The sequence below is a fragment of the Enterobacter sp. BIDMC92 genome (assembly GCF_001030225.1).
GTDB classification, from domain to species: Bacteria; Pseudomonadota; Gammaproteobacteria; order Enterobacterales; family Enterobacteriaceae; genus Enterobacter; species Enterobacter sichuanensis.
In genome coordinates, this window is sequence record NZ_KQ087598.1 from 2307352 (window position 1) to 2326481 (window position 19130).

Genomic DNA, 19130 nt, shown 5'->3' on the forward strand with positions numbered 1-19130 from the left:
TACAAGTGGTATGCTGGGCCTCACCAGGAGGGAACATGGACATCACACTGCATCTTGCAACAACACTGAAAACGCTGCGCCAGGCGCGCGGCTGGAGTTTGTCGAAGCTCGCGGACGAGACCGGCGTATCAAAAGCCATGCTCGGGCAAATTGAGCGCAATGAGTCCAGCCCGACGGTGTCGACACTGTGGAAAATCGCCACCGGACTGAACGTACCGTTTTCCGCGTTTATCACCCCGGAGGCGGACCGGCAGGCCGTCTTTGACCCGCAGCAGCAGGCGATGGTGGTGAAACCACTGTTTCCGTGGGACGAAACGCTGAAGTTTGATCATTTCTCCATTACCCTGGCACCGGGCGCGCTGAGCGAGTCCACGCCGCATGAAGCGGGGGTGATTGAACATGTGGTGGTGATCAGCGGTGAGCTGGAGATGAAACTTGAGGGACAGTGGCAGACCCTTTCTGCCGATTCAGGTGTGCGTTTTGCTGGTGATAAACCGCACGCATACCGTAACAGCAGCGACCGGCCGGTGCATTTTCATTCGCTGATCCATTATCCCCGCTAAGGCTACGCAAAACTGTTTCGCTGACGCATACTTCTGACTACAATAGCCGCCATTTTGACCATAACGGATAACGACGAAGTATGCGCCTGCAATCCCATCATCTTGAACTTTTAAGCCCGGCCCGCGACGCCGCCATTGCCCGTGAAGCGATCCTTCATGGCGCAGACGCCGTCTACATTGGCGGCCCTGGCTTCGGTGCCCGCCATAACGCCAGCAACAGCCTGAGCGATATTGCTGAACTGGTGCCGTTCGCCCACCGTTTCGGGGCGAAGGTGTTCGTCACCCTGAACACCATTCTTCATGATGATGAGCTGGAGCCTGCACAGCGTCTGATTACCGATCTCTACCAGACCGGCGTCGATGCCCTGATTGTGCAGGACATGGGCGTGCTGGAGCTGGATATTCCCCCCATTGAACTGCATGCCAGTACCCAGTGTGATATCCGCACGGTAGAGAAGGCGAAATTTCTTTCCGACGTCGGCTTTTCGCAGATCGTGCTGGCACGCGAACTGAACCTGAATCAGATCCGCGATATCCACCAGGCGACAGACGCAACCATTGAGTTCTTTATCCACGGCGCGCTGTGCGTCGCCTATTCCGGTCAGTGCAACATTTCCCACGCGCAAACGGGCCGCAGCGCTAACCGCGGCGACTGTTCTCAGGCCTGCCGTCTGCCGTATACCCTGAAAGACGATCAGGGCCGCGTCGTGGCGTTCGAAAAACATCTGCTCTCCATGAAGGATAATGATCAGACCGCCAACCTGGGCGCGCTGATCGACGCAGGTGTGCGCTCCTTCAAGATTGAAGGGCGCTATAAAGATATGAGCTACGTGAAGAACATCACCGCGCACTATCGCCAGATGCTGGATGCGATTATTGAAGACCGCGGTGACCTGGCGCGCGCGTCGGCCGGCCGCACCGAGCATTTCTTTATTCCGTCGACGGACAAAACCTTCCACCGCGGCAGCACGGACTATTTTGTCAATGCCCGCAAAGGGGATATCGGCGCGTTTGATTCCCCGAAGTTTATCGGTTTACCGGTCGGTGAAGTGCTGAAAGTGGCGAAGGATCACCTGGATGTTCAAGTGACAGAGCCGCTGGCGAACGGTGATGGCCTTAACGTGATGATCAAGCGTGAAGTGGTGGGCTTCCGAGCCAATACGGTGGAGAAAACCGGCGAAAATCGCTACCGCGTCTGGCCGAATGAAATGCCGGCCGATCTCTACAAAGCGCGACCAAACGCGGCGCTTAACCGTAACCTCGATCATAACTGGCAGCAGGCGCTGCTGAAAACCTCCAGCGAACGCCGCATTGCGGTGGATATTGAACTGGGCGGCTGGGAAGAGCAGTTGATTCTGACCATGACCTGTGAAGATGGCATCAGCGTGACCCACACGCTCGACGGTCTGTTCGAGGTGGCCAATAACGCCGAAAAAGCGCTTAACAACCTGAAGGACGGCGTGGCGAAGCTGGGGCAGACGATTTACTACGCCCGCACCATCGAGGTGAATCTGCCGGACGCGCTGTTCGTGCCAAACAGCCTGCTTAATTCGTTCCGCCGTGAAACGGCAGAGATGCTGGATGCGGCACGCCTGGCGCAGTATCCGCGCGGCAGCCGTAAAGCTGAAACCGTCCCTGCGCCCATTTACCCGGATACGCATTTGTCCTTCCTTGCCAACGTCTATAACCATAAAGCCCGTGAGTTCTACCATCGTCACGGCGTGCAGCTGATCGACGCGGCGTATGAAGCGCATGAAGAGAAGGGCGATGTGCCGGTGATGATCACCAAGCACTGCCTGCGCTTTGCCTTCAACCTGTGTCCGAAGCAGGCGAAAGGGAATATCAAAAGCTGGAAGGCCACCCCGATGCAGCTGGTGAACGGAGACGAAGTCCTGACCCTTAAATTTGACTGTCGTCCGTGCGAAATGCATGTGATTGGCAAGATGAAAAACCACATTTTCAAAATGCCACCGCCCGGCAGTATTGTGGCGTCCGTCAGCCCGGACGATCTGATGAAAACCCTGCCGAAACGTAAGGGCAGCTAATTACCGAACGTGCGTGTCCGGTTTGCGCGATTTCTGCCACAGGTGGTGCTCGCGCAAACCCTCTGCCGACTCTTCCGCCGCGCTTCGCAATTCATCGCTGTCGGCTTCATGACGAAGCTGATGCTCCACGTTTTTCACCCAAATATATTCATGTCCCTTGTGCCCCGCCATAAGCTGCCCCGAAAACAGGGCGCAGAGCAACATCACCAGTGCCAGGCCTTTTCTCATTATCTCTTCACCACAGAATAAGAACGCGGACTATCATGGCAATAATTGCATGATGTTATTATTCAAAACTTCAAATTAACGCAAAGCCATTGTCAGGTTTTGTCGAATTAACACCATATTGAGACTTTTCTTAAAATTGAGGTACCGCCGATAAACCGCCATTTCTGGTATAAAACTGGACAATAATTTTAGAGATAAATCCTATATAATAAGAATTCTCTGGCTAAGGAACGGGTCTTAATAAATGAAAAAAATAATGGTGTTGGCGCTTGTGGTGGTTGCAGCAGGGGCCGCGGCTGGCGCTCGTTATGTCAGTAATGACGCACCTGAATATATTCACTCTGCAGAAGCTCGCGTAGGATCATATTTAACCAGCGATTATGGACGCGTTGATTGTAATAGCATCAAAATTAACGAAGAACGCTGGGAATTAGACTGCACCCACAAGACGCGCGGAAAAACATTCCAGTTTGCGGTCTATCCGTCCGAAAAAGCGCCTTATGGCGTGTCGCGTTCGTTTTATCTTGAGGCCATCAATGATGATGCCAGACAGAGCGCTGAGCAGGGCCTGATGCGTTATTTGCAAATCAATACCCAGGCGGGTTAACAGGGCTGTTTAAGGTTCGTTGAGATAAAGAGTGATAGGTTGTATGGGATCCGCTGCCCGGTCATGACGTGTCGGGACGTAGAGACCAAAATACAAATCTATCCATGCAAGCATTTACCGCCAGATAATGGCGGTTTTTTTTTGCCAGCAGTAGCGCTACCCGCGTTATGTCGTGACCCGATAGTGCGACTGTACCAGGCCCGAAGGGAAGCTGCGGCTGGATACCAGTGTCAAATCGATATCCCGCGGAAGGGCGCCAAACAGCGGTTTTCCCGAGCCAAGCAGGACAGGAACGGTAGTAATCACCATATCGGCCACCAGTCCTTCGCGCAGGAACGACTGTATGACCCGCCCACCATCGAGATAGACGCGATGGACGTTTTGCGCGGCCAGATCGTCGAGAACCTCTTTTGGCGCACGGCGGGAGAACTGCACTTTGCCCTTCAGCGCCTCCGGCACGGGCGTGTCGGCCAGCTGTCGGGAGAGCACCAGCACCGGCCTGTCATACGGCCAGGTATCAAAGGTCACCACCTTCTCATAGCTTCCGCGCCCCATGACGATCCACTCTTTGTCCGCAATAAACGCCGTATAGCCATGGTCTTCGGTCGGATCGTCGCGCTGCAACAGCCAGTCAATATCGTCATTCTCCCGGGCGATGTAGCCATCAAGACTGACGGCGATAAAAACGTGGGTGGTGACCATCAGGTGCTCCCTTGTTAATCGTAAATGCCGATGTCCGGACTGGCGCTTTAGCGGACAGCATCCGGACGTGAAAATTGTTTGCGATACTGGGCCGGGGAAAGCGCGAACTGCTGACGAAAATGATGACGCAGCGTCGATGCCTGACCAAATCCGGTCTGTTCAGCAATGCTGTCAATGCTTAACCGGCTGCTTTCCAGATAATCTTTCGCCCGCAACAGGCGCTCATGGAGTAACCAGCGGGCTGGCGTGGTTCCCGTCGCCGCCTCGAAGCGACGCAGAAAGGTGCGCTGGCTCATCCCAACCCGACGCGCCAGCGAGTCGACACTGTGCACTTCATTAAGATGCTTGTGCAAAAAGTCAAACAGCTGGCCAAGTCGCTGGCTTTCCCGCAGCTGCGCCACCGGGCGGCTAAGCTGCTGCGGCTGTGAACCATCCCTGTGTGGCGGAATAACCAGCCGGCGCGCCACGCTGTTGGCGGTTTCCATGCCATAATCCCGTCGCACGACATGCAGACAGAGATCGATCCCCGCCGCACTGCCTGCGGAGGTCAGAATATCGCCTTCGTCCTGGTAGAGCACATCCTCAACCACCTCGATCTCAGGGTAACGGGCTTTAAGTGCGTCGATATAACGCCAGTGCGTTGTGGCTTTACGTCCGTTCAGCAGCCCCGACGCGGCCAGCACAAACACGCCGGAACAGATGGACAGCAGCTGACAGCCCCGCGCGCTGGCCTGGCGTAACGCGTGGCAGATCGGCTCCGGAACCGGTGACTCCAGCCCCCGCCAGCCCGGCACCACGATCAGATCGGCAGATTCAAGCAGGGAGAGATCGCCATCGGTAATGATACGGATCCCGCCCGTCGCCCGCAGTTCACCGCTATCCACGCTCGCCACCGCAAAGCGGTACCAGTTGTCGCCGAGCTCGGGGCGCGGCAGGCCGAAGATCTCCACCGCCACGCCGAATTCGAAGGTACACAGACCGTCATAGGCCAGCACCACCACCTTCGGGCGGGGATGCTGTCTTAAGTTTGTCATCTTTTTGCTGTTTTCTGGCATACGTGAGCGCATTCACCGGCTGAATTTGTGGATAGAGTAGTGTTAACACAAACGCCAAAGATGAGGAAGGATCATGAGCTATGTTACTGAATTTCCGGCTGCTGAGCCGCAGGAAGCCGTCACCCATTTTCTGCGCCGTCTGAGCGTCGAAACCGATTGTGCCGATGTGCATCATGCCATCGTCAACCAGGAGCAGGACTTCGTGCTGCTTCATGTGGTGGGCGGCCCGGAGCAGTTTGCCCGCCGTCACGTCCCCGGCGCAGTGCACATGCCGTGGAGTCAGATTACCGCCGGGCGCATGGCCCAGTGGCCTGAAGGCACGCTGTTTGTCGTCTACTGCGCCGGACCACACTGTAACGGTGCGGACAGAGCCGCGCTGAAGCTGGCGCGTCTTGGGCTGCCGGTCAAAATTATGCTCGGCGGGATCACCGGCTGGGAAGATGAAAAGTACGCCTTTGCCAGCAGCGAAACCGCTGCCGCGCTGTGAAGATGAATTTTTTTCATCACCCGTGAAATTTTCTCGTTTGCCGGGATAAAGCAGGTATGACATCTTTTTTGGACATTTAGACATCCAGAAGTCTAAAACTTCAAAAGATGAATTATTACTGCGGGCAATTATCACCGGCAGACTGAGGAGATTTCCATGCAACGACACCACGCCCCGTTCCGCGCCGATGTAGTCGGCAGCTTTTTACGCCCGGATGCCATCAAACAGGCTCGCCAGAAATTTGCCAGCGGCGAAATTGACGCCGGGCAGCTTCGCGCCATTGAAAACGACGCTATCCGCCATGTCGTTGAGCAGCAGTGTGCGTGTGGGCTGAATGTGGTCACCGACGGTGAGTTTCGCCGCGCCTGGTGGCACTTTGATTTCTTCGACGGTCTGCAGGGCGTAGAGCGTTACGATGCGCAGCAGGGCATTCAGTTTAACGGCGTGCAAACCAAAGCCCACGGCGTGCGCGTTACCGGCAAGCTGGGCTTTGGCGAGCATCCGATGCTGGAGGACTTTCGTTATCTGAAAAGCATCAGCGGGAGCGCCGAGCCGAAAATGACCATTCCGAGCCCGAGCGTGCTGCATTTCCGCGGCGGTCGTAAAGACATAGACGCCACGGTGTATCCGGACCTGAACGTCTATTTCGACGATCTGGCGACCACCTGGCGCGACGCCATTCGGGCCTTCTATGACGCGGGCTGCCGTTACCTGCAGCTGGATGACACCGTCTGGGCCTATCTCTGCTCGGATGACCAGCGTCGTCAGATCCGCGAGCGCGGTGATGACCCCGACGAGCTGGCGCGTATCTATGCCCGCGTGCTGAACAAGGCCCTGGAGGGCAAACCGGACGATTTGACCATCGGGCTGCACGTCTGCCGCGGTAACTTCCGCTCAACCTGGATTTCAGAAGGCGGCTATGAGCCGGTGGCGGAAGTGCTGTTCGGGACGGTTAACGTTGACGCGTTCTTCCTGGAATATGATAACGACCGCAGCGGGGATTTCGCGCCGCTGCGCTTTGTCCGCCCCGGCAAACAGCAGGTGGTGCTGGGGCTTATCACCACCAAAAATGGCGAGCTGGAAAACCCGGAAGGGGTGAAGGCGCGTCTGGAAGAAGCGGCGAAATACGTGGCGAAAGAGCAAATTTGCCTCAGCCCACAGTGTGGCTTTGCCTCTACCGAAGAGGGTAACAGCCTGAGCGAAACCCAGCAGTGGGACAAAATTCGCCTGGTGACGCAGATCGCCAGTGAAGTCTGGTAAACCCGTTTTTCAGCGCTGCATTATTAAAGTGCAGCGCTGTGCCATTCTGAGACGTTCTCTTTACATCCTGCGCTTCAGCCCCTGCATTCACGCTTTCTCCATTCTGGCATCCTTTTTGCTCCTGCTTCGCTGAGACATTTATTTCCGCGTCCACGCCGTAACGGACGTCTTCGCACAGCGTTCTTTTTCGGGAGTGAAAATATGCACCGTCGTACTTTATTAAAAGCCTTTGCATTGTCTGCGTCTGTCGTTGCTATGGGAATGAGTTTTGGCGTGCAGGCGGCCGATACCATCAAAGTGGGGATCATGCATTCCCTCTCCGGCACGATGGCCATCTCCGAAACCCCGCTGAAAGATGTCGCCCTGATGACCATCGATGAGATCAACGCGAAAGGCGGCGTGCTGGGTAAGAAACTGGAGCCGGTGGTGGTGGATCCGGCCTCAAACTGGCCGCTGTTTGCCGAGAAAGCGCGCCAGCTGTTAAGTCAGGATAAGGTGGCGGTGGTGTTCGGCTGCTGGACGTCGGTCTCGCGAAAATCCGTCCTGCCTGTCTTTGAAGAGCTGAACGGTCTGCTGTTCTACCCGGTGCAATATGAAGGCGAGGAGATGTCACCGAACGTCTTCTATACCGGCGCAGCGCCGAACCAGCAGGCTATCCCGGCGGTGGAATACCTGATGAGTGAAGACGGCGGCGCGGCGAAGCGCTTCTTCCTGCTGGGCACGGACTACGTCTACCCGCGCACCACCAACAAGATCCTGCGCGCGTTCCTGCATTCCAAAGGGGTGGAGGATAAAGACATCGAAGAGGTTTACACCCCGTTTGGTCATAGCGACTACCAGACCATTGTTGCCAACATTAAGAAATTCTCTGCGGGCGGTAAAACTGCCGTGGTCTCGACCATCAACGGCGACTCCAACGTTCCGTTTTACAAAGAGCTGGCGAACCAGGGGCTGAAAGCGACCGACGTGCCGGTCGTGGCGTTCTCCGTGGGTGAAGAAGAGCTGCGCGGCATTGACACCAAACCGCTGGTGGGCAACCTGGCGGCGTGGAACTACTTTGAATCCGTTGATAACCCAACCAACCAGGCCTTCGTGGCGGACTATAAAGCCTATGCCAAAGCGCACAAGCTGCCGAACGCCGATACCGTGGTGACCAACGACCCGATGGAAGCCACTTACGTGGGCATCCATATGTGGGCACAGGCGGTGGAGAAAGCGGGCACCACCGATGTGGATAAAGTGCGTGCGGCGATGGCCGGTCAGTCCTTTAAGGCGCCGTCTGGCTTTACGCTCACCATGGATGCCACCAACCACCATCTGCATAAGCCGGTCATGATCGGCGAAATCGAAGGCAACGGCCAGTTTAACGTGGTGTGGCAGACAGAACAGCCGGTACGCGCTCAGCCGTGGAGCCCGTTCATCGCCGGGAATGACAAAAAGCCCGATCAGCCGATGAAAACCGCCAGCAACTAAGCCATTCCCGCAGGGTGAAAGCCATGAACTTCATACGCACGATCGTCGCGCTTGTATGGCTTACCGGACTGCTGCCAGGGATGGCGCAGGCATCGGATGCCGATCGTTTTGTTGCCGCCAGCCGCAGCCAGCAGGCGGAACTGCTGGCGCAGTGGGCAGCCTCGCCGGAGTCGGCAAGGCTGCCGCTGCTCCAGGCGCTGCAACAGGAAAACCTCTTTGTTGACACGCAAAGGCACGCCTTTGCACAACGCAATGGCGATATCATCCCGCTGGGCGAAAGCCAGGCGGCGGCAGGGCCAACCAAAGCTGTTCGTCTGACGAACCGGCTGCGCGTGCTCGCCGCGACGGCCATTGCCACCCATCAGCTTGTGAGTGACAGTGTCACCGAAAGACGCGCAGCGGCGCGCCAGCTCCAGCGCGATGCCCAGCCAGGCATGCTCGCCTTTCTGGAAAAACGGTTGACGGATGAAACGGACGCGGTGGCGCGTCAGGCGCTGTTGCTGGCGGTGTCGAATCTCCAGCTGACCAGCCCGCAGGCTGAAGTCCGTCGCACGGCAGTCGAACGGCTCGGGCAGTCCGACGATCCGGACGTGGCGTCCAGACTGACTCCGTTTACCCAGACACAGACCGAGCCTGACGCCGGGGTTCGCGTAGCCGCGCAGGAGAGCCTTCGCCAGATCCAGCACCGTCTGATGTGGGGCGATCTGCTGGGTCAGGCGTTTATGGGGCTGTCGCTGGGGTCGGTGCTGCTGCTGGCGGCGCTGGGGCTCGCCATCACCTACGGCCTGCTGGGCGTGATTAATATGGCCCACGGCGAGATGCTGATGCTGGGCGCGTATGCCACGTGGATGGTGCAACAGGCGATGGCAGGACTGGCGCCTCAGTGGCTGGCGCTCTATCCCGTCATCGCGCTGCCAGTCGCCTTCTGCCTGACGGCGGGCATCGGGATGGTGCTGGAGCGCACCGTGATCCGTCATTTGTACGGTCGTCCGCTGGAAACGCTGCTGGCGACGTGGGGGATCAGCCTGATGCTAATCCAGCTGGTGCGCATGACGTTTGGTGCGCAGAACCTGGAGGTGGCCAACCCGGCATGGCTTTCCGGCGGGGTGCAGGTTTTTGCCAACCTGACCCTGCCGTGGAACCGCATCGTGGTGCTGGGCTTCGTGCTGCTGGTGCTGTTCTTCACCTGGCTCATTCTGAATAAAACCCGTCTGGGGCTGAACGTGCGGGCGGTGACGCAAAACCGCAGCATGGCCGCCTGCTGCGGGGTGCCGACCGGGCGCGTCGACATGCTGGCGTTCGGGCTGGGCTCAGGCATTGCCGGTCTGGGCGGCGTGGCGCTTTCCCAGCTTGGGAACGTCGGGCCGGAGCTCGGTCAGGGATACATTATCGACTCGTTCCTCGTGGTCGTTCTCGGTGGCGTAGGCCAGCTGGCAGGCAGCGTGGCCGCGGCGTTTGGTCTGGGGATCTTCAATAAAATCCTTGAGCCGCAGATGGGGGCGGTGCTGGGTAAGATTTTGATTCTGGTGGCGATCGTGCTGTTTATTCAGAAACGCCCTCAGGGACTGTTTGCGCTGAAAGGGAGGGTGATTGACTGATGAGCCAGCCGCTGACCTTAACGCTGGCGCGCAAAGCGCCACGCACAACGCAGATTGCCGGCAGCCTGCTGGTGATGTGCCTGCTGATACTGCCGTTTTTCGCCTTACTGCCAGCGACGCATCCGCTGGCGCTGTCAACCTGGATGCTGACGCTGCTCGGTAAGATCCTCTGCTATGCCATTGTGGCGGTGGCGCTGGATCTGGTGTGGGGCTACGCCGGTATGTTGTCCCTGGGACATGGCATTTTCTTCGCCCTCGGCGGCTACGCGATGGGCATGTACCTGATGCGCCAGGCGGCGGGTGACGGTCTGCCGGCGTTTATGTCGTTTCTCTCCTGGAGCGAACTGCCGTGGTTCTGGTGGGGTACCCAGCATTTTGCCTGGGCGCTGGTGCTGATTGTGATGGTCCCTGGGTTGCTGGCGCTGGTGTTTGGCTGGTTTGCCTTCCGCTCCAGGATCAAAGGGGTCTATTTCTCGATCATGACTCAGGCGCTGACCTATGCCGGGATGCTGCTGTTCTTTCGCAATGAAACCGGTTTTGGCGGCAATAACGGCTTTACCGGCTTCACCACGCTGCTGGGTTTTGCGGTAACGGAGACGACCACGCGTATTGCGCTGTTTCTGGCCACCGTGCTGTTGCTGCTCCTGGCGCTGGGCATCGGGTTTGCGCTGGCGAAGAGCAAGTTTGGCCGCATTCTGACTGCCGTTCGCGACGCCGAAAACCGCCTGACGTTTTGCGGATACGATCCGCGCGGGTTCAAGCTGCTGGTGTGGACGCTCTCCGCGGTACTGTGTGGCCTGGCCGGCGCGCTGTATGTCCCGCAGGTGGGCATTATTAACCCCGGCGAAATGTCGCCGACGAACTCGATCGAAGCCGCGATCTGGGTCGCGCTGGGTGGGCGCGGCACGCTGGTGGGGCCGGTCATTGGCGCGGCGCTGGTGAACGGGGCGAAGAGCCTTTTCACCGTCGCAATGCCGGAATACTGGCAACTGTTTCTGGGATTGATTTTTATCGCCGTCACGCTGTTTTTGCCGCGCGGCGTCTACGGCCTGTTTCGTAAGGGAGAGAAATAATGCAGCCAGCCGAAGGGTTATTCACCCGCCAGTTGCCCGGCGATCGTTACCGCGAACAGACCGACCCGGTACTGCAGCTTGAATCCATCAACGTCAGTTTTGATGGTTTTCAGGCGCTGACCGATCTCTCGCTGAATATCGGCGTGGGCGAACTGCGCTGCGTGATTGGCCCCAACGGGGCCGGTAAAACCACGCTGATGGACGTCATCACTGGCAAGACGCGCCCGAAAAGCGGGCGAGCTATTTACGATCAGTCGATCGACCTCACCACGCTGGAGCCTGCGGCGATTGCCCGCCAGGGAATAGGCCGAAAATTCCAGAAACCCACGGTCTTTGAAGCACTGACGGTGTGGGAAAACCTGGAGATCGCCATGAAAACCGACAAATCCGTCTGGGCCAGCCTGCGGGCAACGCTCAACGGTGAGCAGCGCGATCGCATTGATGAGATGCTGGCTTTATTGCGGCTCAGCAACGAGCGGGACCGCCGGGCCGGACTGCTTTCCCACGGACAAAAACAGTTCCTGGAGATTGGTATGCTGCTGGTGCAGGACCCGCATCTGTTGCTGCTGGACGAGCCCGCCGCCGGAATGACCGATGCGGAAACGGAATATACCGCTGAGTTGTTCAGGACGCTGGCGGGCAAGCACTCCCTGATGGTGGTGGAGCACGACATGGGCTTTGTGGAAACCATTGCTGACCACGTGACGGTGCTGCATCAGGGGCGCGTGCTGGCGGAAGGTTCGCTTCGTGAGGTGCAGGCCAACGAGCAGGTGATTGAGGTCTATCTGGGACGTTAAGGAGAGGGAATGTTACAGGTCAACGAACTGAATCAGTATTACGGCGGCAGCCATATCCTGCGAGGCGTGAGCTTTGAGGCGGTCACCGGGGAAGTTACCTGCCTGCTGGGGCGCAACGGTGTAGGGAAAACCACGCTGCTGAAGTGCCTGATGGGGCTGATCCCGGCGAAAACCGGGGAGGTCATCTGGCAGGGGAAAACGATCACCCACAGTAAGCCGCACCAGCGGGTGCAGTCGGGCGTGGCGTACGTCCCCCAGGGCCGGGAGATTTTTCCGCGTCTGACCGTGGAGGAGAATCTGCTGCTGGGGCTGTCGCGCTTTCCCGCCCGCGAGGCGAAGCAGGTGCCGGAGGAGATCTGGCAGCTGTTCCCGGTACTCAAAGAGATGAAACACCGGCGCGGGGGCGATCTCTCCGGTGGTCAACAGCAGCAGCTGGCGATTGGTCGCGCGCTGGCGAGCCGTCCGCAGCTGCTGATCCTCGATGAACCCACCGAAGGCATACAGCCTTCGGTGATTAAGGAGATTGGCCAGGTGATCCGCCAGCTGGCAGACAGAGGGGATATTGCGATCCTGCTGGTTGAGCAGTTTTATGACTTTGCCGCTGACCTGGCGGACAGCTACCTGCTGATGTCACGCGGCACCATCATTCAGCGCGGACGGGGTGAAAACATGGAGCAGGAAGGCGTTCGCGGGCTGGTTGCGATCTGAAATGTTATATTATAACATCCTCGCTCTGATAAAACGGAATGAGGGTGTTATCTTGGCTGCACATATTGGGAAATTTGCCATGACGCTGGGGGCGCTGCTGGTCAGCGGCCAGCTGTTTGCCCACTCGCACGGTCACGCGATGAGCGAAGCGGAACAGAAGGCGGCGAATGGCGTCTTTGAGGACAACGATGTTAAGGACAGAAAACTGTCCGACTGGGACGGCACCTGGCAGTCCGTCTATCCGTTCCTGCTGGATGGCTCGCTGGATCCGGTCTTCAGGAAGAAAGCACAACAGGATAAAAGCAAAACCTTTGATGAGGTGAAAGCCTACTACCGCACGGGGTATGCAACCGATGTGGATGCCATCGGCATCGAAAATAACGTGATGGAATTCCATAAAGGCAAAACGGTCAGCAGCTGTCGTTATGACTACAGCGGCTACAAAATTTTGACCTACGCGTCCGGCAAAAAGGGCGTTCGCTATCTGTTTGAGTGTCAGGACGCCAGCAGCAAGGCGCCGAAGTTTGTGCAGTTCAGCGACCACACCATCGCGCCGAAGGCCTCTTCACACTTTCACATTTTCATGGGCAACACTTCCCACGAGGCGCTGCTGAAGGAGATGGAAAACTGGCCGACCTATTATCCGAACGAGATGTACAAACAGCAGGTGGTGGAGGAGATGTTGCACCACTAGGCCGTTGATTTTGCTTTTGCCGGGTGGCGGCTTCGCCTTACCCGGCCTACATTCGCTACGCCGCTTTGGGTGACTCGCACCATGCCTTGACGCTCATCCCACGCAAAATCATCAGCCACGCCACAATAATCGCGGCCATCATTATCACAAACAACGACCAGTGCGGCAGATTCGTCAGGATAATACCGGTGATCATCGGGTTGGCCGCCGCGCCGAGCCAGCCGAGCGCCTGGGCAGAGAAGTAGCTGGCTTTCATCCCCGGCGGGGCGATATTGTCGATCAGCATGTATTCACCCGGCGCATAGATAATCTCACCCAGCGTAAAGATGGCGGCAGCAATGCCCCAGTAAATCAGGTTTTCCCCGGAGAGCATAAAGCCAGCCAGGCCGACGATAAAAAACAGCGTGGCGGCGGTCATCAACGGACGAATATTGCTGGCTGAGATCTTGCGACCGAGTGCGTACTGCAGCGTCACCACCACGGCGGCGTTGACGGGCAGCACCACCGCGACCACCTTTTCGGCGAAATCACTGTCCGCATGTGCGGCCAGAACATACTGCGAAATGCAGCTCGCGAACGATCCGCCGACGTATGACGCGAGCAGGCCGGAAAGCGTGTACCAGAACAGCGCGCGGTCTTTCAGCAGGACCGACGGCTGCCACGCCGTCTGCTCTTCGGCGGTGTCTAACGCCACGCTTTTTTGCACAAAGAAATGGATAAACCCCAGCGGCAGCGCGGCGCAGAAAGCGGCCAGCCAGAACGGCAGCTGTAGGCTATACATGACCAGCAGGGTGCCAATGGGCGGCCCGATCGTCCAGCCAATATTCAGGAAACTGTAGTTCAGGGAAAAAACGCGGGCTTTTTCACTGGAGGTCAGCACGTCGGAGAACCATGCTTTCAGCACCGTCGAAAAGACCGAATAGGCGCAGTTGATCAGCGCAAAGAACAGCACCACCAGCGTGACGTTATTCACCATCGGGATCGCCACAAAGCCGGCGATAAACGCCACGATAGCGATCAGCATGTAACGTTTTTTATCAAACTTATCGGCCAGAATGCCAAACCCCAGGCTGAACACCACGCCAATGGTCAGCGCCACGGTCAGGGCGTAACCAATATTCTCGACGCTCATGCTGTAGACGCGCGTGAGATAAATGGTCATAAACGGCAGCGTTGCCCCACGACCAATGGTTAATAACAATGACGATGCCAGCAGCGCTGCGGTTGAGCGCCGGAGAGATGGTTTCATATTCCTGCCCGACAAATGCTTATGCTTTTTATGTTGTGTCCTGAAAGGAGTATCACGACATAAGGGCCTTGTATAGCACCCAATTTATCCGTAAGTGCTTCGCCTGACTGCCAGAATTAATGATCTTCTCGTGGCACGCTTTTTTCTGTTACCTTGAACTGTTAACAAATTATTAATAATTCAGGGGCAGGGTATGACGCGTAAAGACGGACTGCTGGCGTTGCTGGTGGTCATCGTATGGGGACTCAATTTTGTGGTCATCAAGCTGGGCTTGCACAACATGCCGCCGCTGATGCTGGCCGGTTTGCGTTTTATGCTGGTGGCGTTCCCGGCGCTGCTGTTTGTCGCCCGTCCCAGGATCCCCTTTAAACTGCTGCTGGGCTACGGCCTGACCATCAGTTTTGGCCAGTTTGCGTTTCTGTTCTGCGCCATCAAATTTGGTATGCCTGCCGGACTTGCTTCGCTGGTGTTACAGGCGCAGGCGTTCTTTACCATCATTCTGGGGGCGTTTGTGTTTGGCGAGCGTCTGCAGGGTAAACAGCTGGCGGGCATTACGCTGGCGGTGTTTGGCGTGCTGGTGCTGATTGAGGCCAGCCTGAATGGTCAGCACGTGGCGCTGCTCGGCTTTATGCTGACGCTGGCCGCTGGCCTGAGCTGGGCCTGCGGGAATATTTTCAACAAACTGATCATGCAGCATGAGGCGCGTCCGCAGGTGATGTCTCTGGTCGTGTGGAGCGCGCTGATCCCGGTGGTACCGTTTATGGTCGCGTCCCTGATATTCGACGGCCCGGCAGTGATGCTGACAAGCCTGGTTGAAATCGACCTCACCACCATTTTGTCGCTGGTCTATCTGGCGTTTGTCGCCACGATTATCGGGTACGGTATCTGGGGATCGCTGCTCGGGCGATATGAAACCTGGCGCGTGGCGCCGTTGTCGCTGCTGGTGCCGGTCGTTGGGCTGGCCAGTGCCGCTATTTTACTGGACGAAAAACTGAGCGCCCTGCAGCTGCTTGGCGCGGTGCTGATCATGGCCGGGCTGTACATCAACGTGTTTGGCCTGCGCGTGCGCCGGACGGCGCGGGTGCGGGGATAAGAAAGAAAAAAGCCCCGCATCGGCGGGGCAAAAACGAATCAGAGGCGGTGCTGATTATAGTTAGGCACGCCTAATTCGTCGGATTTGTCGCTACCAGCACCCATATGGTTGAAATCATAAGGCGACTGGTCATGTGCTGACGGCAAAATCATCGTATCAGGATTATTTTGCTGCGTTGCACGAGGGGTTTGCTCCGCGAAGGTCTGGCTGGAGAAGAGCACCAGCAAGGCGAGGGCGGCGGAGGCGGTAACGTTCATGATTTCCTCGGTTACGTCTGTTACAGGCGATGATTAACTACAGTGTTTTAACGGATACAGGTATCGGGATTCACCGGGTACGCTGGTGATGCGGTACTTATGAGGCGGCACGTCAAAATAGTTCTTGAACGTACGCGTCAGGGTTTGTTGCGATTCAAATCCATAACGCTCCGCCAGATAAAGGATCGGCTCATTGCTTTCTTTCAGCTTCTGGGCAATTTCCGTCAGCTTGCGGCTGCGAATATATTGACCTAATGAATGGCCGGTCTCTTTTTTGAACATCCGTTGCAGGTGCCATTTGGAGTAACCTGAACGCTCTGACACTTTTTCAAGGGAGAGCGGCGATTCCAGGTTGTCCTCGATCCAGTCCAAAATGCTATGAATGGTGATAGCGTCAGTATTGCGTCTGGACATCGTCATACCTCTTTTTTTCTGATTACGGCAGAATTTTCTTGAGCAGAAGCTCAAGCGTTGCCACTTCATCTGCCGTTAGGTTTTTTGTTAGTTCCTGATGCAGTGTTTGTCCTACTAATTGATGACATTGCTCGCACATGGCCGCGCCATCGCTGGTCAGCTTTACCAGTACGCCGCGTTTGTCATTCGGGTTAGGGCTTCGTTCTACCCATCCTTTGCAGACGAGACGATCGAGCATGCGGGTGAGCGCACCCAGATCGACAGAGAGCACCTTTTTCAGCTCAACCGGTGTGATACACACTTCGCAGCGAATGGAACACAGCACTTTGAACTGTGTCGCGGTGATATCCAGCGGTGACAGATAGTCGTTGAGCAGGCGATCTTTCTTCTGATTTACCATATGAATAAGACGACCCAGCGGAACAACGTCGTTAAAGATATCACTGGTGCTTTTCACAATGGTTGCCCTGGCAAGTAGTTAGTCACGGCAGATATTATTGCTCAGGCAAGTATAAGTCAACTGAATGAATCAGCCGATGCCACGAATTGCTAAAACGTTTCATGAACTTTTTTTGTGGTCTTTCAAATCAGATAGATAACTGAGGATTATCATTTCAGGCAGGAAATAATCGTCACGCTGCAACGATGGCTGAATGTCACCTTTTCACCCTATAATTGCGGTGTTAACTATGGATAAGGACAACAACACACTATGCTGGATTTACTTAAAGCAATTAGCCTTGGGCTGGTGGTCTTGCTGCCGTTGGCAAACCCGTTAACGACGGTGGCGCTTTTCCTCGGACTGGCAGGGAACATGAACAGCGCCGAGCGCAATCATCAGTCGTTGATGGCCTCCGTATATGTCTTCGCCATCATGATGGTGGCGTATTACGCCGGTCAGGTGGTGATGAACACCTTCGGGATTTCCATTCCCGGCTTGCGTATTGCCGGGGGGCTGATTGTCGCCTTTATCGGTTTCCGCATGCTGTTCCCGGCGCAAAAAGCCCATGAGTCACCGGAAGCGGCCAGCAAATCTGAAGAGCTGGAAACCGAACCGAGTGCGAATATCGCCTTCGTGCCGATTGCCATGCCGAGCACGGCGGGGCCGGGGACCATCGCGATGATTATCAGCTCCGCGTCGACGGTGCGTGACAGTTCAACCTTCCCGGACTGGGTGCTGACGGTAGCGCCACCGCTGATTTTTGCGATTATTGGGGCGATCGTGTGGATCTCTCTGCGCAGCTCCGGCGCGATTATGCGCTGGGTAGGCAAGGGCGGTATTGAGGCGATTTCCCGTCTGATGGGCTTCCTGCTGGTCTGTATGGGCGTGCAGTTTATTATTAACGGCGTGCTGGAGATTATTAAGACCTATCATTGATGTCTTGCCCGGCGGCGCTTCGCTTGCACGGGCCTACGGGTTTTGTAGGCCGGGTAAGGCGAAGCCGCCACCCGGCAAGAAGGTTCACCCGTGCTGCCCCTGTTCCTCCAGCGCCACCGGCCACTTACGGAAAATCAGCACCGACCAGACAAGCGCCACCAGGGCCGGAATGGCCCCCAGATAGCCAATCGCCGACATCGACACGTGCAGGATGACCTGATTTCCCACCAGCGCGCCCGCGCCAATCCCGAGATTGAAGATCCCCGAAAACAGCGACATGGCGACATCCGTCGCGTCCGGCGCCAGAGCCAGCACCTTCACCTGCATGCCCAGACCAATAATCATGATCGCCACGCCCCAGAACAGGCTGAGGATCGCCAGCTGGCTCTCACTGCCCGCGGCGGGCATCAGCAACAACAGGCAGGCCAGCAGCAGGCCGATGGCGCTGCTCACCAGTGTGGAGGCATGTCGGTTACCCAGCTTACCGAACAGCACGCTGCCGATAATGCCCGCACCGCCGAGGATCAACAGTAACACAGTGGCAAAGTTGGCGCTAAAGCCCGCTACCACCTGCACAAAGGGCTCGATGTAGCTGTAGGCCGTGTAGTGGGCGGTGACCACAATGACGGTGAGCAGATAAATACTCAGCAGTGCCGGACGACGCATCAGCAGCGGCAGGCTTTTCAGCGAGCCGGAATGTTCGCTGGGTAGCGCGGGCAGCAGTTTTATCAGGCAGACCAGCGTCATCAGCGCACCCATGCCGATGGCGAAGAAGGTGGTACGCCAGCCGAAGTACTGCCCGACGATGCGGCCAATCGGCAGGCCGAGCACCATCGCCAGCGCGGTACCGGTGGCGAGCAAGCTCAGCGCCTGAGCACGTTTACCCGCCGGCGCCAGGCGAATGGCCAGCGACGCGGTGATCGACCAGAACACCGCATGGGCAAAGGCGATGCCGATGCGACTGATGACCAGTACCGTAAAATTCCACGCCATAAACGACAGCACATGGCTGGCAATGAACAGCACGAACAAACCGATCAGCAGCCTGCGCCGCTCGATCTGGCTGGTCAGCAGCATAAACGGCAGGGACATCAGTGCCACCACCCAGGCGTAGATGGTCAACATAATGCCCACCTGCGCGGTTTCCATCTGGAAACTTTCAGCGATGTCAGACAGCAGCCCAACCGGCACGAATTCTGTGGTGTTAAAAATAAACGCGGCAATGGCCAGCGTGACCACGCGTAGCCACGCAACCCTGCGGGAAACTGTGTTCGTTGTCATAGGGATGTCGGAGATTCGTTGCTGAAAAGAAGAGGAGACGATCTTAAAACGTCAAAAGGCGAAAACTCAACCATTATGTGATGCAGATCTCAATATTTACCTTATGAAAGCGGTAGCCGCAAGCGTGCTTTTCATTGAATATAAAAGAACAACACAATAAAAACAGGC

At 56.9% G+C, this 19130-nt stretch carries 21 protein-coding genes; 13 read left to right on the forward strand and 8 right to left on the reverse strand.

Annotation, left to right across the window (positions count from 1 at the left end; translation table 11 throughout):
* Window positions 1-35 precede the first annotated feature (35 nt).
* Both SP99_RS10815 and SP99_RS10820 read left to right on the forward strand, forming a co-directional pair.
* Window positions 36-563: a helix-turn-helix domain-containing protein gene (locus tag SP99_RS10815; RefSeq protein ID WP_025756402.1), complete on the forward strand. Its 528-nt coding sequence runs from the start codon at window positions 36-38 to the stop codon at window positions 561-563.
* 80 nt (window positions 564-643) lie between these two features.
* Window positions 644-2608: a peptidase U32 family protein gene (locus SP99_RS10820; RefSeq protein ID WP_047958568.1), complete on the forward strand. Its 1965-nt coding sequence runs from the start codon at window positions 644-646 to the stop codon at window positions 2606-2608.
* Here the strand turns inward: SP99_RS10820 and SP99_RS10825 are convergent, their stop codons facing one another.
* Entirely contained in the window at window positions 2609-2836 is a 228-nt protein-coding gene (locus SP99_RS10825; RefSeq protein WP_224752908.1) for a DUF2554 family protein, read from the reverse strand.
* Between the two features lie 244 nt (window positions 2837-3080).
* Here SP99_RS10825 and SP99_RS10830 point away from each other — a divergent pair, with 244 nt between their 5' ends.
* Window positions 3081-3443, forward strand: coding sequence for a hypothetical protein (locus SP99_RS10830; protein WP_047958569.1), 363 nt, complete (start codon window positions 3081-3083; stop codon window positions 3441-3443).
* Between the two features lie 165 nt (window positions 3444-3608).
* On the opposite strand, the gene SP99_RS10835 is transcribed toward SP99_RS10830, so the two are convergent.
* Together SP99_RS10835 and ftrA are read right to left on the reverse strand one after the other, a co-directional pair.
* Window positions 3609-4145, reverse strand: coding sequence for a dihydrofolate reductase family protein (locus SP99_RS10835; RefSeq protein ID WP_047958570.1), 537 nt, complete (start codon window positions 4143-4145; stop codon window positions 3609-3611).
* Window positions 4146-4192: 47 nt separating this feature from the next.
* Window positions 4193-5200 carry a transcriptional regulator FtrA gene (gene ftrA, locus SP99_RS10840; protein WP_047958571.1) on the reverse strand — a complete coding sequence of 336 codons (1008 nt, stop codon included), beginning with the start codon at window positions 5198-5200 and terminating at the stop codon, window positions 4193-4195.
* Window positions 5201-5273: 73 nt separating this feature from the next.
* Between ftrA and SP99_RS10845 the strand changes: the two genes are divergently transcribed.
* From SP99_RS10845 to zinT, 8 genes are all read left to right on the forward strand, one after another.
* The gene (locus SP99_RS10845; protein WP_045284372.1) at window positions 5274-5687 is read left to right on the forward strand and encodes a rhodanese-like domain-containing protein; all 414 of its coding nucleotides are present in this window, start codon (window positions 5274-5276) and stop codon (window positions 5685-5687) included.
* Window positions 5688-5843: 156 nt separating this feature from the next.
* Window positions 5844-6947, forward strand: a complete 1104-nt coding sequence (locus SP99_RS10850; protein WP_047958572.1) for a cobalamin-independent methionine synthase II family protein — start codon at window positions 5844-5846, stop codon at window positions 6945-6947.
* Window positions 6948-7148: 201 nt separating this feature from the next.
* Entirely contained in the window at window positions 7149-8420 is a 1272-nt protein-coding gene (urtA, locus tag SP99_RS10855) for an urea ABC transporter substrate-binding protein (protein ID WP_047958573.1), read from the forward strand.
* 23 nt (window positions 8421-8443) lie between these two features.
* Window positions 8444-10018, forward strand: a complete 1575-nt coding sequence (urtB, locus tag SP99_RS10860) for an urea ABC transporter permease subunit UrtB (RefSeq protein ID WP_047958574.1) — start codon at window positions 8444-8446, stop codon at window positions 10016-10018.
* A complete protein-coding gene (urtC, locus tag SP99_RS10865; protein WP_047958575.1) occupies window positions 10018-11091 on the forward strand; it encodes an urea ABC transporter permease subunit UrtC in 1074 nt (357 codons plus the stop codon). The genes urtB and urtC overlap by 1 nt, the downstream gene beginning before the upstream one ends.
* Window positions 11091-11888, forward strand: coding sequence for an urea ABC transporter ATP-binding protein UrtD (gene urtD, locus SP99_RS10870; RefSeq protein WP_047958576.1), 798 nt, complete (start codon window positions 11091-11093; stop codon window positions 11886-11888). Before urtC ends, urtD begins: the two co-directional genes overlap by 1 nt.
* A 9-nt stretch (window positions 11889-11897) precedes the next feature.
* Window positions 11898-12596, forward strand: coding sequence for an urea ABC transporter ATP-binding subunit UrtE (urtE, locus tag SP99_RS10875; protein WP_047958577.1), 699 nt, complete (start codon window positions 11898-11900; stop codon window positions 12594-12596).
* A 52-nt stretch (window positions 12597-12648) separates the two neighbouring features.
* Window positions 12649-13290: a metal-binding protein ZinT gene (gene zinT, locus SP99_RS10880; protein ID WP_047959807.1), complete on the forward strand. Its 642-nt coding sequence runs from the start codon at window positions 12649-12651 to the stop codon at window positions 13288-13290.
* Window positions 13291-13345: 55 nt separating this feature from the next.
* Here the strand turns inward: zinT and ydeE are convergent, their stop codons facing one another.
* Entirely contained in the window at window positions 13346-14539 is a 1194-nt protein-coding gene (gene ydeE, locus SP99_RS10885) for an efflux MFS transporter YdeE (protein ID WP_047958578.1), read from the reverse strand.
* A 193-nt stretch (window positions 14540-14732) separates the two neighbouring features.
* Here ydeE and eamA point away from each other — a divergent pair, with 193 nt between their 5' ends.
* Window positions 14733-15632 (forward strand): O-acetylserine/cysteine exporter, encoded by a 900-nt coding sequence (gene eamA, locus SP99_RS10890; RefSeq protein WP_047958579.1) that lies wholly within the window; start codon window positions 14733-14735, stop codon window positions 15630-15632.
* A 38-nt stretch (window positions 15633-15670) separates the two neighbouring features.
* Here the strand turns inward: eamA and marB are convergent, their stop codons facing one another.
* Genes marB through marR form a run of 3 tightly spaced genes read right to left on the reverse strand, consistent with a single transcriptional unit; the run spans window position 15671 to window position 16760 of the window.
* Window positions 15671-15889, reverse strand: coding sequence for a multiple antibiotic resistance protein MarB (gene marB, locus SP99_RS10895; RefSeq protein WP_047958580.1), 219 nt, complete (start codon window positions 15887-15889; stop codon window positions 15671-15673).
* A gap of 33 nt (window positions 15890-15922) precedes the next feature.
* Window positions 15923-16303, reverse strand: coding sequence for an MDR efflux pump AcrAB transcriptional activator MarA (gene marA, locus SP99_RS10900; protein WP_008502237.1), 381 nt, complete (start codon window positions 16301-16303; stop codon window positions 15923-15925).
* Between the two features lie 22 nt (window positions 16304-16325).
* Complete coding sequence (marR, locus tag SP99_RS10905) at window positions 16326-16760, reverse strand: multiple antibiotic resistance transcriptional regulator MarR (RefSeq protein WP_025756418.1); 435 nt, start codon at window positions 16758-16760, stop codon at window positions 16326-16328.
* Between the two features lie 255 nt (window positions 16761-17015).
* Here marR and SP99_RS10910 point away from each other — a divergent pair, with 255 nt between their 5' ends.
* Entirely contained in the window at window positions 17016-17681 is a 666-nt protein-coding gene (locus tag SP99_RS10910) for a MarC family NAAT transporter (RefSeq protein ID WP_025756419.1), read from the forward strand.
* Between the two features lie 84 nt (window positions 17682-17765).
* On the opposite strand, the gene SP99_RS10915 is transcribed toward SP99_RS10910, so the two are convergent.
* A complete protein-coding gene (locus tag SP99_RS10915; protein ID WP_047958581.1) occupies window positions 17766-18962 on the reverse strand; it encodes a sugar transporter in 1197 nt (398 codons plus the stop codon).
* Window positions 18963-19130 lie beyond the last annotated feature (168 nt).

What these genes read in the sequence shown, in the direction of transcription:
- SP99_RS10815 (WP_025756402.1), top strand. Translation starts at nt 36, where the DNA reads ATGGACATCACACTGCATCTTGCAACAACACTGAAAACGCTGCGCCAG.
- SP99_RS10820 (WP_047958568.1), top strand. Translation starts at nt 644, where the DNA reads ATGCGCCTGCAATCCCATCATCTTGAACTTTTAAGCCCGGCCCGCGAC.
- SP99_RS10825 (WP_224752908.1), bottom strand. Translation starts at nt 2,836, where the DNA reads ATGAGAAAAGGCCTGGCACTGGTGATGTTGCTCTGCGCCCTGTTTTCG.
- SP99_RS10830 (WP_047958569.1), top strand. Translation starts at nt 3,081, where the DNA reads ATGAAAAAAATAATGGTGTTGGCGCTTGTGGTGGTTGCAGCAGGGGCC.
- SP99_RS10835 (WP_047958570.1), bottom strand. Translation starts at nt 4,145, where the DNA reads ATGGTCACCACCCACGTTTTTATCGCCGTCAGTCTTGATGGCTACATC.
- ftrA (WP_047958571.1), bottom strand. Translation starts at nt 5,200, where the DNA reads ATGCCAGAAAACAGCAAAAAGATGACAAACTTAAGACAGCATCCCCGC.
- SP99_RS10845 (WP_045284372.1), top strand. Translation starts at nt 5,274, where the DNA reads ATGAGCTATGTTACTGAATTTCCGGCTGCTGAGCCGCAGGAAGCCGTC.
- SP99_RS10850 (WP_047958572.1), top strand. Translation starts at nt 5,844, where the DNA reads ATGCAACGACACCACGCCCCGTTCCGCGCCGATGTAGTCGGCAGCTTT.
- urtA (WP_047958573.1), top strand. Translation starts at nt 7,149, where the DNA reads ATGCACCGTCGTACTTTATTAAAAGCCTTTGCATTGTCTGCGTCTGTC.
- urtB (WP_047958574.1), top strand. Translation starts at nt 8,444, where the DNA reads ATGAACTTCATACGCACGATCGTCGCGCTTGTATGGCTTACCGGACTG.
- urtC (WP_047958575.1), top strand. Translation starts at nt 10,018, where the DNA reads ATGAGCCAGCCGCTGACCTTAACGCTGGCGCGCAAAGCGCCACGCACA.
- urtD (WP_047958576.1), top strand. Translation starts at nt 11,091, where the DNA reads ATGCAGCCAGCCGAAGGGTTATTCACCCGCCAGTTGCCCGGCGATCGT.
- urtE (WP_047958577.1), top strand. Translation starts at nt 11,898, where the DNA reads ATGTTACAGGTCAACGAACTGAATCAGTATTACGGCGGCAGCCATATC.
- ydeE (WP_047958578.1), bottom strand. Translation starts at nt 14,539, where the DNA reads ATGAAACCATCTCTCCGGCGCTCAACCGCAGCGCTGCTGGCATCGTCA.
- eamA (WP_047958579.1), top strand. Translation starts at nt 14,733, where the DNA reads ATGACGCGTAAAGACGGACTGCTGGCGTTGCTGGTGGTCATCGTATGG.
- marB (WP_047958580.1), bottom strand. Translation starts at nt 15,889, where the DNA reads ATGAACGTTACCGCCTCCGCCGCCCTCGCCTTGCTGGTGCTCTTCTCC.
- marA (WP_008502237.1), bottom strand. Translation starts at nt 16,303, where the DNA reads ATGTCCAGACGCAATACTGACGCTATCACCATTCATAGCATTTTGGAC.
- SP99_RS10910 (WP_025756419.1), top strand. Translation starts at nt 17,016, where the DNA reads ATGCTGGATTTACTTAAAGCAATTAGCCTTGGGCTGGTGGTCTTGCTG.
- SP99_RS10915 (WP_047958581.1), bottom strand. Translation starts at nt 18,962, where the DNA reads ATGACAACGAACACAGTTTCCCGCAGGGTTGCGTGGCTACGCGTGGTC.